This is a genomic window from Roseateles sp. So40a, from assembly GCF_048081605.1.
Classification (GTDB): domain Bacteria; phylum Pseudomonadota; class Gammaproteobacteria; order Burkholderiales; family Burkholderiaceae_C; genus Roseateles.
This window is the reverse complement of the sequence record NZ_CP182288.1, coordinates 1,783,917-1,799,859: the sequence shown is the minus strand read 5'-3', so window position 1 is coordinate 1,799,859 and position 15,943 is coordinate 1,783,917. Positions and strand designations below refer to the sequence as shown.

At 68.7% G+C, this 15,943-nt stretch carries 13 protein-coding genes; 8 read left to right on the top strand and 5 right to left on the bottom strand.

The window, feature by feature from the left end:
* Nucleotides 1–17: 17 nt before the first annotated feature.
* From ACNI65_RS08285 to ACNI65_RS08275, 3 genes are all read right to left on the bottom strand, one after another.
* Nucleotides 18–290 (bottom strand): hypothetical protein, encoded by a 273-nt coding sequence (locus tag ACNI65_RS08285; RefSeq protein ID WP_416762337.1) that lies wholly within the window; start codon nucleotides 288–290, stop codon nucleotides 18–20.
* A gap of 224 nt (nucleotides 291–514) precedes the next feature.
* Nucleotides 515–2,566: a M3 family metallopeptidase gene (locus ACNI65_RS08280; protein ID WP_416762336.1), complete on the bottom strand. Its 2,052-nt coding sequence runs from the start codon at nucleotides 2,564–2,566 to the stop codon at nucleotides 515–517.
* Nucleotides 2,567–2,681: 115 nt separating this feature from the next.
* Nucleotides 2,682–3,341 (bottom strand): hypothetical protein, encoded by a 660-nt coding sequence (locus ACNI65_RS08275; RefSeq protein WP_416762335.1) that lies wholly within the window; start codon nucleotides 3,339–3,341, stop codon nucleotides 2,682–2,684.
* A 230-nt stretch (nucleotides 3,342–3,571) separates the two neighbouring features.
* Between ACNI65_RS08275 and ACNI65_RS08270 the strand changes: the two genes are divergently transcribed.
* From ACNI65_RS08270 to ACNI65_RS08260, 3 genes are all read left to right on the top strand, one after another.
* A complete protein-coding gene (locus ACNI65_RS08270; RefSeq protein ID WP_416762334.1) occupies nucleotides 3,572–4,132 on the top strand; it encodes a YaeQ family protein in 561 nt (186 codons plus the stop codon).
* Between the two features lie 114 nt (nucleotides 4,133–4,246).
* A complete protein-coding gene (locus tag ACNI65_RS08265; RefSeq protein WP_416762333.1) occupies nucleotides 4,247–6,388 on the top strand; it encodes a prolyl oligopeptidase family serine peptidase in 2,142 nt (713 codons plus the stop codon).
* A complete protein-coding gene (locus ACNI65_RS08260) occupies nucleotides 6,385–7,233 on the top strand; it encodes a DUF924 family protein (protein ID WP_416762332.1) in 849 nt (282 codons plus the stop codon). Before ACNI65_RS08265 ends, ACNI65_RS08260 begins: the two co-directional genes overlap by 4 nt.
* Before the next feature lie 124 nt (nucleotides 7,234–7,357).
* Here the strand turns inward: ACNI65_RS08260 and ACNI65_RS08255 are convergent, their stop codons facing one another.
* The gene (locus ACNI65_RS08255; protein WP_416762331.1) at nucleotides 7,358–9,070 is read right to left on the bottom strand and encodes a long-chain fatty acid--CoA ligase; all 1,713 of its coding nucleotides are present in this window, start codon (nucleotides 9,068–9,070) and stop codon (nucleotides 7,358–7,360) included.
* Nucleotides 9,071–9,328: 258 nt separating this feature from the next.
* Here ACNI65_RS08255 and ACNI65_RS08250 point away from each other — a divergent pair, with 258 nt between their 5' ends.
* The 4 genes from ACNI65_RS08250 to ACNI65_RS08235 all read left to right on the top strand — a co-directional run bounded on the left by ACNI65_RS08250 (nucleotide 9,329) and on the right by ACNI65_RS08235 (nucleotide 14,266).
* Nucleotides 9,329–9,880 carry a hypothetical protein gene (locus ACNI65_RS08250; RefSeq protein WP_416762329.1) on the top strand — a complete coding sequence of 184 codons (552 nt, stop codon included), beginning with the start codon at nucleotides 9,329–9,331 and terminating at the stop codon, nucleotides 9,878–9,880.
* A gap of 2 nt (nucleotides 9,881–9,882) precedes the next feature.
* Nucleotides 9,883–11,850, top strand: a complete 1,968-nt coding sequence (locus ACNI65_RS08245) for an ATP-binding protein (protein ID WP_416762328.1) — start codon at nucleotides 9,883–9,885, stop codon at nucleotides 11,848–11,850.
* Between the two features lie 129 nt (nucleotides 11,851–11,979).
* Complete coding sequence (locus ACNI65_RS08240) at nucleotides 11,980–13,434, top strand: AAA family ATPase (protein ID WP_416762326.1); 1,455 nt, start codon at nucleotides 11,980–11,982, stop codon at nucleotides 13,432–13,434.
* The gene (locus tag ACNI65_RS08235) at nucleotides 13,427–14,266 is read left to right on the top strand and encodes a hypothetical protein (protein WP_416762325.1); all 840 of its coding nucleotides are present in this window, start codon (nucleotides 13,427–13,429) and stop codon (nucleotides 14,264–14,266) included. Before ACNI65_RS08240 ends, ACNI65_RS08235 begins: the two co-directional genes overlap by 8 nt.
* 25 nt (nucleotides 14,267–14,291) lie before the next feature.
* Here the strand turns inward: ACNI65_RS08235 and murB are convergent, their stop codons facing one another.
* Nucleotides 14,292–15,362 carry a UDP-N-acetylmuramate dehydrogenase gene (gene murB / locus ACNI65_RS08230; protein WP_416762323.1) on the bottom strand — a complete coding sequence of 357 codons (1,071 nt, stop codon included), beginning with the start codon at nucleotides 15,360–15,362 and terminating at the stop codon, nucleotides 14,292–14,294.
* A gap of 73 nt (nucleotides 15,363–15,435) precedes the next feature.
* Between murB and ACNI65_RS08225 the strand changes: the two genes are divergently transcribed.
* Nucleotides 15,436–15,930 carry a YajQ family cyclic di-GMP-binding protein gene (locus tag ACNI65_RS08225; protein WP_416762321.1) on the top strand — a complete coding sequence of 165 codons (495 nt, stop codon included), beginning with the start codon at nucleotides 15,436–15,438 and terminating at the stop codon, nucleotides 15,928–15,930.
* Nucleotides 15,931–15,943 lie beyond the last annotated feature (13 nt).

Here is a 15,943-nt window from a genome sequence, read left to right as displayed (position 1 = left end):
CATGGCGTCGTGTTCGCTCATCGCGCGGCCACCTGTTCGCCGTCCAGGCCCGCGTCGGACCGGCGGCCGGTCACGACGACGGTCGGCAGCGTGTGCAGCTCGCCGGCGGCGCGCATGGCGGCCAGGGTCTGCGTGGATTTGCCGTTGATCACGACGGTGGGCAGACGCTGCGGTTCGGCCCGGCTGGGCAGCGTCAGCAGCAGGCCGGCGGCGATGCCCGCGCCGACGCCCAGCACCGTGATCAGGCGCTTCAGGGTCGTGTAACGGTCGTAGCAGCGAATGGTGTTCATCGTGTCCTCCAGGGGCCGCGGTCCTTGTTCTTGCGGCATGGGGCGAATGATCACCGGGGTTAACCCCTAGCAAAAGTCTGCTGCGACCAACACGAACTTGCAGGCGATGAACTGCGGCCTGCGGCGATGAATGGGGTTTCGGTTCAGGGTTAACCCCAAACAACAAGGGGCCCACGAGGGGCCCCTTTGGGGGTGAATCCGGGCGGCACGCCCCCCGGAGACGGTCAGGCCGGAATCAACCCCCGCCCCTTGAGCATCGGCTCCACGCGGGCGTCCCGGCCGCGGAAGGCGCGGTAGGTCTCGCCGGGCTCCTTGCTGTTGCCCACGGCCAGGATGTTGGCCAGCACCGATTGCGCCGTCGCGGTGTCGAACGGATCGCCCGCCTCGACGAAGGCCTCGAAGGCGTCGCAGTCCAGCACCTCCGCCCACAGGTAGACGTAATACCCCGCCGCGTACGAACTGCCCGAGAACAGATGCTGGAAATGCGTCAGGCGATGGTTCTGCCCGATCGCCGGCGGCAGGCCCAGGCGCTCCAGCGTCTCGCGCTCGAAACCGACGGGCTCGGGCGCCTGCTCGTCCTCCACCGCGTGGATCGCCAGGTCCACCAGCGCCGACGCCGTGTAGCGCACCGTCTCATAGCCCTGGTTGAACGTGGCCGCGGCCTTCAGCCGCGCCAGCAGCGCGTCGGGCAGCGGCTCGCCGGTGCGGTAATGGCGCGCGTGCTGCTTGAGCACCGACGGCTCGGCCATCCAGTGCTCCATCAGCTGCGAGGGCAGCTCGACGAAGTCGCGCAGCACCTGCGTGCCCGACAGCCGCTCGAACTCCACGTCCGACAACAGCCCGTGCAGGCCATGGCCGAATTCATGGAACAGGGTGCGCACGTCGTCGAAGGACAGCAGCGTGGGCTCGCCCGGCGCGCCCTTGGCGAAGTTGTTGTTGTTCAGGATGATCGGCAGCGCGTCGATGCCGTTGCGCGCCTGCCAGCGCAGCGCGTTCATCCAGGCGCCGCTGCGCTTGGTCGGACGCGCGAAGTTGTCCTGCACGAAGACGCCGCGCGCCGTGCCGTCCGCGCGCTGCACCTCGTAGACCTTCACGTCGGGGTGGTACCCCGCCACCTGCGGCTGCGCCACGAAGCGCAGTCCGTACAGGCGCTGGGCGCAGTCGAACATCGCCTGCACCATCGCGTCCAGCGGGAAATAGGGCTTGACCTCGGCCTCGTCGAGCTGGAAACGCTGCTGACGGACCTTCTCCGCGTACCAGCGCCAGTCCCAGGCCTCGATCGTCAGCTGATGGCCCAGTTGCTCGCGGACCTCCTCCAGCATCGCGCGCTCACGCGCGGCCGCCGCCTTGGCCGGCTCCCAGACCTGGTCCAGCAGCGCCTGCACCGCGGACTGGCGGCCCGCCATCGTGTCGGCCAGCGCGTAATCGGCGTAGCTGCGATGGCCGTGCAGCGCGGCCTGCTCGCGGCGCAGCGTCAGCATCTCGCGCACGATGTCGCGGTTGTCGGTCTCGCCGGTGTCGTCGCCCCGGCCGACCCAGGCGCGCCAGGCCTGCTCGCGCAGGTCGCGGCGCTCGCTGAAGGTCAGGAAGGGCACGATCAGCGAGCGCGACAGCGTCACCACATGCACGCCCTCCTCGCCGATGCCGCGATCCAGCGCGGCCTGGCGCGCGGCGGCCCGCACGAAGCCGGGCAGACCGGCCAGCTCGGCCTCGCTGCGCAGTTCCAGGCGATAGCGGCTCTCGTCGGCCAGCACGTTCTGGGCGAAGCGGGTGTTGAGATCGGCCAGGCGCTCCATGATCGCGGCGTAGCGCGCGCGGGCCTCGCCCTGCAGCCGCGCGCCGGCGCGCACGAAGTCCAGGTGCAGACGCTCCAGCAGCCGTCGCTGCTCGGGCGTCAGGCCCAGCGCGGCGCGCTGCTCATGCAGCTGCTCCAGCCGCGCGAACAGCTGCGCGTTCAGGTAGATCGCATTGGCATGCGCGGCCAGCGGCGCGGCCATGCGACGCTGCACGGCCTGCAGCTCGGGCGAGCTGGCCGAGGCGCTGAGCGTCGAGAACAGGTGCTCCAGCGCGGTCAGCGCGCGGCCGCCGCGGTCCAGCGCGGCGACGGTGTCGGCGAAGCTCGGGGCTGCGGTGGACGCGGCGATCGCGTCGAGCTCGGCCCGGTGCGCGGCCAGCGCGGCCTCGAAGGCCGGTTCGAAATGCTCGGCGCGGATCGCGTCGAACGGGGGCAGCCCGTAGGGGCCGGTCCAGGCGGACATCAGCGGATTGGCGCTCATCAAGACTCCAGGCGAGGCGGCATCGGCCGCGAGCGGCGCCGATTGTAGAAACGGCGCCGGACCGTGTGCGGTGCCGGCGCCGTTCCCGAGGCGTCGAAAGGGACGAAGAAGCGGATTACTTCTTTTCCATTTCCTTCTTGATCGCGATCTCGTCCTTCTCGTCGTACGAGCGCGAGGCGCACTTGAACTTCCACTCGTTGCGCTTGTCGTTCAGCTCCTCGACCGCCTCGTTGAACTCGTCAGCGGTCTTCTGGTGCGCCTCGACCTTCACGTTGAAGGCCTTGTGCATCTCCACGCGGTCGTTGCGCTCCTTGTTGAAGGCGTCGATCTTGGGCTGCAGGGCATTGGCGCGGGCCTGGTACTCCTCCTGCTTGGCCTTGAGCTCGGCCTTCTCCATCTTGGCGGCGCCGGCCTCGATCTCGGCACCGAAGGCCTTGACCGAGTCGATCTCGGTCTTGAGCGCGGTGCTCTGGGCCTGCATGGCGGCTTCCGCCTTGTCGGAGTCGGCCTTGGCGGCCTTGAGCTCGTCGCGCTCCTTCAGGACCACGGCCTTCTTCTTGTCGAGCTCGGCGGCCTTCTCTTCGTTCTCCGTGTTGGAGTTCATGCAGGCGCGCAGCTCGTCGCGGGTCATCAGCTTGCCCTTGCCGCCCTTGGTGGCGGCGGGCGCGGCGGCGGCCGGCTTGGCAGCGGGCTTGGCCGGGGTGGTCGTCTGGGCGGAGGCCAGACCGCAGGCCAGCAGCGCGGCCACGGCGAGGGAGGTGCGAAGCGTGTTCATGTCGTCTCTCAGGTCATTGCGCCGGGTGGGCGCTGTCTCGTCGGTACGGGCCGGGGCCGGCAGGCCGGGCGGTCCGCGATTCTCATGGGGCGTCCGCTCGGGCCGCCATGCGGGTCGGGATGATGCCACGACCGGGATAATGCGCCGCTTCAGATCGTTTCCGACCCGCGTGCAGCCCGCACGGCGGGCCGTCCACCCGAACACGACCGCCCCGAGGCGGCCCCCCGACCATGGCGCTCAAGGCCACCATCCACAAAGCCCAGCTGCAACTCTCGGACATGGACCGCCATGTCTACGGCGAGCACTCGTTGACCGTCGCCCGCCACCCCTCCGAGACCGACGAGCGCATGATGCTGCGCATCCTGGCCTTCGCGCTGAACGTGCCCGCCGACGACCTGCACGGCAAGCTGGAGTTCAGCAAGGGCCTGTCGGATGTCGACGAGCCGCCGCTGTGGCAGCTGGACCTGACCGGCCAGGTGGTGCACTGGATCGAGCTGGGCCAGCCCGACGAACGCCGGCTGCGCCAGGCCCACGGCCGCGCCGATCGCGTCACCGTCATCGGGTACGCGTCCAGCACCCCCGTGTGGTGGACCGGCATCCAGAACAAGCTGCAGCGCACGCCCAAGCTCGCGGTCTGGCAGATCCCCGCGGAACAGGCTCAGGCCCTGGCCGCGCTGGCCGAGCGCGGCATGCAGTGGCAGGTCAGCATCCAGGACGGGACGGCGTACGTCAGCACCGAGAAGGGCGCTGTGGAGATCACCCCGGTGCTGCTGAAGGAACGCGAGGCATGAGGCAGGAGTAAGGTAGAAAGCCCTTATCCCCGCCGCCAGCCCTGCCCCTTCCCCGTCCCCCGACAGCGGGACCGGGAGTTGCTCTCTCGCCCCGTCATTGCCCAGGAGACCGTTGTGCCGCAACCCGTGCCGCCCGCCACCGACGAATCCATCGCATCCGCCGCCGGGGACGATCCCTTCCTCTGGCTGGAGGCGCTCGAGGGCGCCGAGGGCGACCGCGCGCTGCAATGGGTGCGCGAGCGCAACGCCGAGACGCTCGCGGTGCTGCAGGCCGAGCCCGAATTCGTGCCGGTGCGCGAGGAGCTGCTGCAGATCCTCAACGCGCGCGACCGCATCCCGCATGTCGCCCGGCGCGGCGACTGGTTCTACAACCTGTGGCAGGACGAGGCCCATCCGCGCGGCCTGTGGCGGCGCTGCACGCTGGAGGAATACCAGCTGGCCGAGCCGCCGTGGCGGCTGGTGCTGGACCTCGATGCGCTGGGCCGCGACGAGGGCCGCAGCTGGGTCTTCCACGGCGCCACCGCGCTCGCGCCCGAGTACCGGCGCTGTCTCGTGTCGCTGTCCGATGGCGGCGCCGACGCGGCCGAGCTGCGCGAGTTCGACCTGCACGAGCTGCGCTTCATCCCGGCCGCGGAGAACGGCTTCTTCGTGCCCGAGGCCAAGAGCGACGTCGAGTGGCTGGACGCGGACACGCTGCTCGTGGGCAGCGATTTCGGGCCGGACTCGCTGACCGAATCGGGCTACCCGCGCCAGGTGCGGCGCTGGGCGCGCGGCACGCCGCTGGCGGACGCGCCGGTGATCTTCGAGGGCGAGAAGGAGGACGTGTCGGTCTCGGCCTCGGTGGACCGCACGCCGGGTTTCGAGCGCGTGGTGTTCAGCCGCGCGCTGGACTTCTACAACGAGTCGCGCTTCCTGTGGAAGGACGGCGAGTTCGTCCCCATCGACCTGCCCAGCGACATGAGCGTGCACCTGGAGGGGCCGTGGATGCTGCTGCGTCCGCGCACCGACTGGCACATCCCGCACGGGCCGACCTATCCGTCGGGCGCGCTGCTGCTGATGGAGGAAGCCGCGTTCTGGAAAAACGAGCGTCACGACAGGCACATCCGCGTGATGTTCTCGCCCACGGCGGGCCGCTCGCTGGAGGACTACACGCTCACCGCGCACCACCTGCTGCTCAATGTCAGCGAGCACGTGGCGAGCCGGCTCGAGGAGTGGGACCTGTCGCACAAGCCGCCGACGCTGCGACAGGTCAAGGCGCCCTTCCCCGGCACGCTGAGCGTGCAGAGCCTGCACGATCCGGAGCTCGCGCAGGACCCGCTGGGCGACCGCTACCTGCTGCATTACTGCGATTTCCTGACGCCCGACGTCGTGTGCCTGGCGCAGGCGGGCGTGGACACGCGCGAGACGCTCAAGCAGCGCGGCGCGCAGTTCGACGCGCATGGGATGACGGTGGAGCAGCGCTTCGCCACCAGCGCGGACGGCGAGAGCGTCCCCTACTTCGTCATCGGCCGCACCCGGCCCGAGGCCGAACGCCGCGAGACGCCGACGCTGCTCTACGGCTACGGCGGATTCGAGGTCTCGCTGCAGCCGTGGTACTCGGGCGGCAATGGCCGCGCGTGGCTGGCCCGCGGCGGCCAGCTGGTCGTGGCCAACATCCGCGGCGGCGGCGAGTACGGCCCGCGCTGGCACCAGGCGGCGACGCTCGAGCACAAGCAGCGCAGCTTCGACGACTTCATCGCCGTGGCCGAGGACCTGGTCGCGCACGGCCTGACCCGGCCCGGTCGGCTCGGCATCATGGGCGGCAGCAATGGCGGGCTGCTCGTGGGCGCGTGCATGGTGCAGCGGCCCGAGCTCTTCGGCGCGGTCGTGTGCCAGGTGCCGCTGCTGGACATGAAGCGCTATCACCTGCTGCTGGCCGGCGCGTCGTGGATCGCGGAGTACGGCGATCCCGACGAGCCCGACGAATGGGCGCACATCGCCGCGTACAGCCCCTATCAGCAGCTGAAGGCCGGCGTGGCGTATCCGCGGGCGCTCTTCGCCACGTCGACGCGCGACGACCGCGTGCATCCGGGCCACGCGAGGAAAATGGCGGCGCGCATGGCGGCGTTGGGGCAGCCGTGCTTCTATTACGAAAACATCGAGGGCGGCCATGGCGGCGCTGCGGACAACCAGCAGCGCGCGCAGTTGCAAGCGCTCGAGTTCAGCTACTTGTGGCGACAACTCGGCAGGGAGGCCCAGAGTGGAGACGCAGCGTGAATTTCGTCATCCAGCATCGTCCCGACGCGAGATGCTTTCTTGCCCAGCCGCAACCCGGGCTGCAATGCCGGCTCGACTATGAGCGCCACGGCGAGCAGCTGATCATCACCCACACCGGCGTGCCGGCGCAGTTGCGCGGGCAAGGCCTGGCCTCGCAGCTCGTCGAGACCGCGGCGCGCTGGCTGGCGGAGTTTCCGCTGCAGCTCGTGCCGGGCTGCAGCTACGTGCGGCACTGGCTGTCGGAGCATCCCCGCTGGCAGCGGCTGTTGACGCCCGCCGCGGCGCAGCGCGTGCTCAACGAGTGGTTCGGCGCGCCCGGGTCCGCGCAGGACGGCCAGGTCCAGATGAAGTGGTTCAAGAAGGACGCGGCCTTCGACGCCGCGTTGCGCGAGCGCTTCGGCGCGGTGGTCGACCAGGCCCTGGCGGGCGGGCTGCGCGAGTGGGAATCGACCCCGTGGGGCGCGCTGGCGCGCATCGTGGTGCTGGACCAGTTCACGCGCAACATCCATCGCGACACGCCCAAGTCCTTCGCCGGCGACGCGCTGGCGTTGGAGGCCGCGCTGGCGCTGCTGCCGAGGGCGCAGGAGCTGGGCACGCTGGAGCGCTGGTTCGTCGCGATGCCGCTGGAACATGCGGAAGACCTGGCGATGCAGGACCGCAGCGTGGCGACCTTCGAGGCGCTTGCCGCCGAGGATGCCCGGCTGGCCGATGCGCTGGACTACGCGATCCGCCACCGCGACGTGATCGCGCGATTCGGCCGATTCCCGCATCGCAACGAGATCCTGGGCCGGGCCAGCACGCCAGAAGAAATCGACTTCCTGAAGCAGCCCGGCTCGCGCTTCTAGGTCTTCCCCTCGCCTGCGGAGCGGGAGAGGGGTTGGGGTGAGGGCTCGTGAGAGGGCACGGTGCCCTTCGGAGAGCCCTCACCCCCGCCCTCTCCCGCTTCGCAGGAGAGGGGGTCATTCAGCGTCACTTCGCTTCCTGCTCCTGCAGCAGGCGCCACATGACCTTGCCCGATCCCGACTTGGGCAACGCGTCGACGAACTCCACGATGCGCGGCGCCTTGTAGGCGGCCATGTGCTCGTGGGACCAGTCGATGATGTCCTTGTCGGTGGTCTTGCCCTTGGCGTCCGCGCGCAGCACGACCACGGCCTTGACGGTCTCGCCGCGATAGGCGTCCTTGGCCGCGATGATGCAGGCCTCCTGCACCGCCGGATGGCGGTACAGCAGCATCTCCACTTCCGACGGCCAGACCTTGTAGCCGCTCGCGTTGATCATCCGCTTGAGCCGATCGGTGATGAAGAAGTAGCCCTCGTCGTCCATGCGCCCCAGGTCGCCGGTGCGGAAGAAGCGCTTGCCGTCGAGCTCGACAAACGCCGCGTCGGTGGCCTCGGCCTGACGCCAATAACCCTGGAACACCATCGGCCCGTGCGTGATGATCTCGCCGACCTCGCCGACGGGGAGTTCCTCGAGCGTGGTCGGATCGACGATGCGCGCGTCGACACCGAAGATCGGAATGCCCAGGCATTGCAGCTTGGCGCGCTCGGGCGGATTGCCGTGACTGGGCGCGGCCGTCTCGGTCAGGCCGTAGCCCTCGGCGAAGGTCAGCCCGAATTCCTGCTGCAGCCGCTCGGCCACCGCCTTGGGCATCGCTGCCCCGCCCCCGCTCAGGTAGCGCAGGCTGCGCAGGTCGAAGGACTTGTAGTTGGGGCTGGCGAAGAGGTCGATGATCATCGTCGGGATGCAGGTCCAGTGCGTGACCTGGTACTTCGAGATCAACCGGCCGCACAGCTCGCGGTCCCAGCGCGGCATGATCACCAGCGTCATGCCGATGAACACCGGCCCCAGCACGCCGTAGAGCGTCCCGGTGATGTGGAACATCGGCACGACGGCCAGCCCCACCGATTCCGCGCTCGCGTAGCCCCATTGGCAGCCGCCGCAGCTGTTGGACATCAGCGTGGCGTTGGTGTGCATGCAGCCCTTGGGCAGCCCGGTCGTGCCCGAGGTGTAGGGCAGCATCGCGAGGTCATCCGGACCCGCGGTGTGCGCGGCCGGCACGAGGTCCGCGGCGATCGCGTCGCGCCAGTCGGTGGCGCCGGGCGGCAGTTCGTGGCGCGCGGTCAGCCAGGCGCGCATCGGCTCGGGCGCATCGCAGGCCGGATCGGGGCCGTCCGCGGGCAGCATCTGCCAGTACTGCGTGACGAGGATCGCCGGCGGGCGCTGGGCCTCGGGCAACTTCGCCGCGGCCTTGGCCACGATGCCGGAGAGCTCGCCGCTGCAGATGACGACCTTGGTCTCGGGGTCGGTCAGGTAATGGCCGAACTCGTCCTCGCGGTTCATCGGGTTGACGGGCACGACGACGGCGTCGGCGCGGTTGATCGCATAGAAGGCGATCAGATACTGCGGACAGTTCTGCAGAAACAGCGCGACGCGGTCGCCCTTGCGCACACCCTGCGCGTGCAGCCAGCCCGCGAGCGCCTCGGCCTGCCGGCGCATCTCGCCGAAGCTGAGCGTGGCGCCGAGGAACTGCGTGGCCGCCTTGTCCGGATAACGCGTGGCGGCGACCTCCAGGTTGAACCAGAGCGAGGTCCGCGGGATCGCCAGGTGACGGGGCAGACGGGCCGGCCAGTGGCGATACTGGACATCGGCATTCTCGGGACGAGGGGTGACCACGCGCGGCATCGGGTTTGTCTCCTGTCTGATGTTTTGGCCGATCTTCTGCCGGCCGCGCCTCGGGCCTTGTCTCGGCAGCGACAGGCCTCTCGCCAGGGGACTGTGGCGTAAACGTCACTCGCCCCCGCTATTGGGGTGACTCGGGACATGCTCCATCCGGTGCCCGCGCGTAGCATGCGGGCTTTCACCAATGCCCCTGCCCGCGCGGCCATCGCCCACCCACCGGCGGGCGACGAGGCGTGATCGGGCCGTGTCTGCTTTTCGTTCATGCTGATCGCGCGACGTACCGCCCTGCGGGGCCTGCTGACCTGTGCCCTCACGACGACGGGCCTGACGAGCCTGACCGGCGCGCTGGCCGCGCCCGCTGAGGCCGCGCCGTCCCCGCTGGCGACGCCCGAGGGCCCGGTCGTGCTGACCGTCGGCGGCGCGATGCGCAACGCCAACCGCGACGGCCGCGCCGCCTTCGACATGGCGATGCTGGAGAAGCTGCCGCAGGTCAGCTTCAGCACGCAGACGCCCTGGTATCCCCAGGCCCGCAAGTTCACCGGTCCGCTGCTGCGCGACGTGCTGGCCGCGGCCGGCGCGCAGGGACGCACCATCGAGGCGCGCGCGCTCAACGCCTACCGCGTCACGCTGCCCGTCGCGGATGTCGAGCGCTACGACGTCATCGTCGCCCGGCTGCTGGACGACAAGCCCATGGCCGTGCGCGACAAGGGCCCGCTGTTCCTGATCTACCCCTTCGACCGCGCGCCGGAGCTGCGCAACAGCGTCTTCTATGGCCGCAGCGCGTGGCAGCTGACGCATCTGGAGCTGCGCTGAGCATGCCGCGCGACGCCGCCCCGCTCTCCCGCCAGGCTGCCGCGAAGCAACGCCGCTGGCGCCTGGTCATCGGCACGATGGGCCTGCTGCTCGTGCTGGCGATGGCCGGCGTGGCGTGGTTGCAGGCGCGTCAGTACGAGGCGCTCAACGGCACCCGCCGCTACCAGGACGACTACCTCGTCTGGAGCCTGTTCCAGTTCGAGACGGAATATCTCAAGCTGCGCCTGGCGCTCGAGCAGGCCGCCGGTCCCAGCGTCGCGGTGGACCCGGACCAGGTCGCCCAGCGCTACGAGATCTTCGTCAGCCGGCTCAACCTCGTGGAGAGCGAGCACGCCGCGCAGGTGCTGGCGCGCCACCCCGATTACCAGCGCACCGTCGCGCGCACGCAGGACTTCGTGCGCTGGGCCGACGCGTTGCCACTCAACGGCGCGCTGATCCGCGAGCATCCCGAGCGTCTGCCCGAGGTGATCGCGCGGATGGAGCCGCTGGCCGACCCGATCCGCGAGCTCTCGCTGACCTCCACGCATCACGTGGCCGAGTCCGTCACCCACCGCAACGAGATCATCCGCAGCCAGAGCCGCGTGAGTCTGGGGCTGACGGCGGCGCTGTCGGCGATGACGCTGCTGTTCGCGGCCGTCATCTATCGGCAGTTCCGCGGCCTGGAGCGCTACGGCGACAAGCAGAAGGCGCTGGCCGCGCGGCTCAACGAGGCCCAGCGCGAGGCCGACGCGGCCAACCGCGCCAAGACGGTGTTCCTGGCCAACATGAGCCATGAGCTGCGCACGCCGCTGCAGGGCCTGCTGGGCATGCTGGGCCTGATCAAGGAGGCGCCGCTGACCGCCGCGCAGCAGGAGCAGCACAAGGCCGCCAACGACTGCGCGCGTCACCTGCTGGCCGTGCTGGGCGACATCCTGGACGTGACGCGCATGGAAGCGGGCGGCCTGTCGATCGCGCCGGAGCCGCTGCAGCCCGGGGCGCTGATGCGGGAGCTCGAGGCGCTGAGCCGGCCGCAGGCGGCGGCCAAGCGTCTGGCGCTGCATTTCGGCATCGACGACGACGTGCCCGGCTGGGTGCTGGCCGACCCGACGCGGCTGCGCCAGATCCTGCTGAACCTGTTGAGCAACGCGCTCAAGTTCTGCGACCGCGGCCAGGTCGGCTGCCAGATGCGCCGCGGCGTGGGCGCGCTGGGCGAGGACCTGCTGCTGGTGGAGGTCAGCGACACCGGCCCGGGCATCGACGCCGAGACGCAGGCGCGGCTCTTCCAGCGCTTCAGCCAGGGCGACGCGAGTACGTCGCGCAGACACGGCGGCGCGGGCCTGGGGCTGGAGATCTCTCGGCGGCTGGCGCGCGCGATGGGCGGCGACATCCACGTGGCGAGCGCACCCGGCCAGGGCGCGCGCTTCACGCTGACGATGCCGCTGCGGGCCGGCGCGGACCTGCCGCTGGGGAGGCCGGCGTCAGTCGCTTCGCCGGCGTCGACCGCGATGAACGCGATGAATGCCGCGGACGCAACGACAGCGACTGCCGCCGCCTCGCAGGACAAGGCCGGACTCGCCGCCGCGGCCGTGCCGCCGGTCACCGGCCTGCGCGTGCTGGTCAGCGAGGACAACCCGACCAACCGCATCGTCATCGAGGCGATGCTGGAGCGGCTGGGCCACCACGCCACGCTGTGCGAGAACGGCCTGCAGGCGCTGCACGCGTTGCGGCAGCACCCCTTCGACGTGGTGCTGATGGATCTGCACACGCCGCAGATGGACGGTTTCGAGGCGACGCGGTTGATGCGCGAGCTGCCCGCGCCGCGCGGCAGCCTGCCGATCGTGGCCTTCTCCGCCGATGCCTTCGAGGAGTCGCGCCAGCGGGCCGACGAGGCGGGCATCTCCGCCTTCCTCGCCAAGCCGGTGGAGCTGGAGACGCTGCGCGCCTGCCTGCAGGCGATGGCGTCGCAGACGATCCGGCCCGAGGCCGCGTAAGTCAAAGCACGATCGACTTCGCTGACCAAGGGTCGAGTCTTCTCCGGGAACAGCTGTTAGCACCGCTAACATTCGTTCCTTGCAATGCGTCCGAGGAAAAGCCTTCGACGCCCGATGGAGAGCCGCCACATGTACTTGTCCAGCATCGCACTGACCAACGTGCGTTCGATGGAATCCCTTGAGATCGATCTGACGTCCGGTGACGGAAGCAATCGTCGGTGGACACTCTTGCTGGGCGAGAACGGCTGCGGGAAAAGCTCGGTACTCAAGGCCATCGGACTGCTCCTGGCCGGTACCGAAGGCTTGGCGACATTGCTTGAGAACCCGGACAGCTGGATTCGGAACGATGCGAAATCCTGCCGCATCGACGGCGCGATCACCACTCGAAAGGGCGAGTCACAGCGGATCTCGCTGGAGATTCACCGGGGCGACAAGCTTCACGACATCCTGGCGCGCAACGCGCAAACCTTGGCGATCATCGACAAGGCTGCGGAAGCCGTCGGACATGACGCCGTCGTGCTGGGCTATGGCGTGTCCCGTCGCCCCGCCGATGCCTCTACGAGCCTTCTTCCTTCGGACAAGGCGCCGAAGGCCGGTCGAGCCGGCGGACTCGCATCGATGTTCACGCCTGGATTCAGTCTGGTCTCCCTGCAACGCTGGGCGATGGATCTGCATTACCAGCGGGGCACGACGGCGCTGAAGACCATCCGGAGCGCGCTCGACCAATTGCTCCCGGAAATGTCGTTCACGCGCATCGATCGTCGCCTGGGCGATCTCATGTTCGCAACGGTCGATGGCGACATTCCCCTGGCGCAACTCTCGGACGGCTATCAGAACATGGCGGCGTGGTGCGGCGACTTGCTCTATCGCCTGACCCAGGCCTACCCCTCCCGCAAGAACCCGCTCGATGCAGCGGGCGTGTTGCTGATCGACGAGATCGATCTTCATCTGCACCCCGTCTGGCAACGGCAGCTCATGGAGTTCCTGTCTGCCATGCTGCCAAACTTCCAGTTCATCGCCACCACGCACTCGGCGCTGACCGCTCAGCAGAGCGGCAAGGGGGAGCTCTTCGTGATCCGCCGCGAGGGCCCCAAGCAGCGCCCCACCCTTATTCCTTTCGTTGGTGAGCCGAGATTCATGATGCTCCATCAGTTGCTGATGAGCCCGATGTTCGGACTCGACTCGATGGACTCGCTCGCCGTGGAGGACGCACGCAAGGCCGCGAGGACACTGCGCAGCGATCGCAAGAGCCTGTCGGCTCCGACACGCAGGGCGCTCAGCGAGCAGGCGAAGCTTCTCCAGGAGGTTCCGGACCGCACCGCGGTCACCCCGCACGAGCGCGAGAAGCTCGCGCTGCTGCAGGACATCAAGGCAGCCCTGGACGGCGCATCGGGCGCCGGCGGCAAGAAGTCTTCGACACCGAAGCGAAAACCCACCGCGGCCGCAGCCGCAGTCAAGACAGCCTCCGTTGCCGCGCAAACGGTGAAGGCCAAGACGCAGGCCGCGAAGAAGGTGGCCGCGAAGACGACTGCCCGGAAATCTCCGAGCGTGAAGGCGCCCGGTCGGAGCGCTGCCAATGATTGAACTTCATCGAAGCAAGGACACCGCCAGCTTGGGCCGCTACTCTGGCAAGCGCTTGCAGACGATGTTGCGGCAGCTGACCGAGCACTTTTACGCCGATGGCACCGGCAAGGTCGACTTCAAGCCCAAGGCACGTCAGCGCTGGTCCGGCAGCAAGGAGATCTTGAAGCGCGAATCCGCCAACAAGTGCGCTTACTGCGAAGCCGACACCGCGGTCGTGGCCCACGGCGATGTCGAGCACTTTCGCCCCAAGGATTTGTACTGGTGGTTGGCCTACTCGATGGACAACTACAACTTCAGTTGCCAGATCTGCAACCAGAACTACAAGGGCAACCAGTTTCCGGTGTCCGGTCCTCGCGTTGCTGGTCCTTCGATGCCGGCAGCATTACCCTCTGGACCCGCGCTCGATGCCTTGGCCGCAACACTTTGCCCCGACCCAGCGACATCAACCTCGAAGGCCCTGAAGCAGCGTTTCCGCAGCGAAGGTGCGCACTTGCCCGATCCTTACCTCGACGAGCCGCAAAGGCTGTTCAGTTGGGAAGCGGATGACAAGGCCCGGGAGGTTCGACTCGTCGCACGGGGTCGATCTGTCCGCGCCAGGAATGCCGCGCAGGCAGCGCAGACCGTGTTGGGCCTCAACCGCTCCGAACTGCTCCGCCTGCGATGGCAGCATTACGACGACCTGCACACGATGGTCCGCGCGCTGAAGTCACTGCCAACAGATCATCCGGAACTGCCCGATCTGCTGCAACGTGTGCGGAACATGGCCGCGTCCGATCGACCCTTCGCTGCCATGAAACGTCACTACCTCAGCGTGTGGGGTGTGACCCCGTGAATAGAGACTGGCTCCCGATGCGATCTCACACCACCACCGGCTCCGGCTCCAGCCGGATGCCGAAGCGGCCGTAGACGCTTTCCTGGATCGCGCGCGCCAGCGTGACCACCTCGGCGCCTCGCGCCTCCCCGCGGTTCACCAGCACCAGCGCCTGCTTCTCGTAGACCGCCGCGCCGCCCACGCTCTTGCCCTTCCAGCCGCACGCGTCGATCAACCAGCCGGCCGCCAGCTTGAAGCTGCCATCCGCCATCGGGTAATGCACGATGTGCGGATCGCGCGTGATGATGTCGCGGCACTGCTCCGCGCTCACCACCGGGTTCTTGAAAAAGCTGCCCGCGTTGCCGATGCGCGCCGGGTCCGGCAGCTTCGCCCGACGGATCTCGCAGATCCAGTCGAACACCTGCTTCGCATCCGGCGTCGCGATCCCCGTCTCGGCCATCTTGCGCTCGATATCCAGATAACCCAGCTGCGGTTGCCACGGCTTGGGGCAGCGCAGGCGCACCTTCGTGATCACGCTCTTGCCGGCCAGCCCGCCGTAACCCGTCTGCTTGAACACGCTGTCGCGATACCCGAAGCGGCACACCTCCGCCGGCAGCGTCACGCGGCGCCCCGTCGTCAGGTCGACCACATCGACGTTCTCCAGCCGGTCCTTCAACTCGACGCCATACGCGCCGATGTTCTGCACCGGCGCCGCACCGACGGTGCCCGGGATCAGCGCCAGGTTCTCCAGCCCCGGCACCCCGTGCGCCAGCGACCCGGCGACCGCCTCGTGCCAGGGCACGCCGGCACCGGCCTCGACGATCCAGCAGTCCTCGCGTTCCTCGACGCGCAGGCCCGGGATCTCCATCTTGAGCACCACCGCGTCCACGTCGCGCGTCAGCACGAGGTTCGAACCGCCGCCCAGCACGAACTTCGGCGCGCGGCCCAGTTCGGGGTGGTCGACCACGCGGCGCACGTCCAGTTCCTCGCGGATGCGCACCAGCCGGCGTGCCGTGGCCGGCAGGCCGAAGGTGTTGTAGGGCTTGAGGTTGACGTCGTGCTCGACGACGACGCCTTCGCGTCGCTCGGTCGAGGGGGGGATGGCGGGAGACTGCATGGCTAGAATTCTCGCCCATATCCCTCGAAGGTCCTCTTCCGGGTCTTCGCTCCTCTGAAAGAGATGTACGCACATGCCCAGCTTTGACACCGTCCTCGAACCCGACATGGTGAAGGTCCGCAACAGCGTGGACGCCAGCGCCAAGGAAATCGCCACCCGCTTCGATTTCAAGGGCACCAGCGCCGCCATCGAGTGGAAGGACAAGGAAAAGGAAGTCCACGCCACCGGCGATGCCGAGTTCCAGCTCGAGCAGATCGAGGCCGTGCTCTATTCGAAGCTGACCAAGCAGGGCGTCGTGCTCGGCTTCGTCGACAAGCAGGACAAGATCGAGAAGCTCGGCGGCGACCGCGTCAAGCAGGTCTACAAGATCAAGAACGGGCTGGAATCGGCCGAGGCCAAGAAGGTCGTCGGCGCGATCAAGGAGAGCAAGCTCAAGGTGCAGGCCCAGATCGAGGGCGACATCGTGCGCATCACCGGCAAGTCGCTCGACGACCTGCAGGCCGCGCAGGGCGCGCTGCGCAAGGCGCTACCCGATCTGCCGCTGAGCTTCGACAACTACCGCAAGTAAGCGGCGCCCATCG

Bases quoted from the DNA above. Each gene is read 5' to 3' on its own strand.
- ACNI65_RS08285 (WP_416762337.1), bottom strand. From the start codon at position 290: ATGAACACCATTCGCTGCTACGACCGTTACACGACCCTGAAGCGCCTG.
- ACNI65_RS08280 (WP_416762336.1), bottom strand. From the start codon at position 2,566: ATGAGCGCCAATCCGCTGATGTCCGCCTGGACCGGCCCCTACGGGCTG.
- ACNI65_RS08275 (WP_416762335.1), bottom strand. From the start codon at position 3,341: ATGAACACGCTTCGCACCTCCCTCGCCGTGGCCGCGCTGCTGGCCTGC.
- ACNI65_RS08270 (WP_416762334.1), top strand. From the start codon at position 3,572: ATGGCGCTCAAGGCCACCATCCACAAAGCCCAGCTGCAACTCTCGGAC.
- ACNI65_RS08255 (WP_416762331.1), bottom strand. From the start codon at position 9,070: ATGCCGCGCGTGGTCACCCCTCGTCCCGAGAATGCCGATGTCCAGTAT.
- ACNI65_RS08250 (WP_416762329.1), top strand. From the start codon at position 9,329: ATGCTGATCGCGCGACGTACCGCCCTGCGGGGCCTGCTGACCTGTGCC.
- ACNI65_RS08245 (WP_416762328.1), top strand. From the start codon at position 9,883: ATGCCGCGCGACGCCGCCCCGCTCTCCCGCCAGGCTGCCGCGAAGCAA.
- ACNI65_RS08240 (WP_416762326.1), top strand. From the start codon at position 11,980: ATGTACTTGTCCAGCATCGCACTGACCAACGTGCGTTCGATGGAATCC.
- ACNI65_RS08235 (WP_416762325.1), top strand. From the start codon at position 13,427: ATGATTGAACTTCATCGAAGCAAGGACACCGCCAGCTTGGGCCGCTAC.
- murB (WP_416762323.1), bottom strand. From the start codon at position 15,362: ATGCAGTCTCCCGCCATCCCCCCCTCGACCGAGCGACGCGAAGGCGTC.
- ACNI65_RS08225 (WP_416762321.1), top strand. From the start codon at position 15,436: ATGCCCAGCTTTGACACCGTCCTCGAACCCGACATGGTGAAGGTCCGC.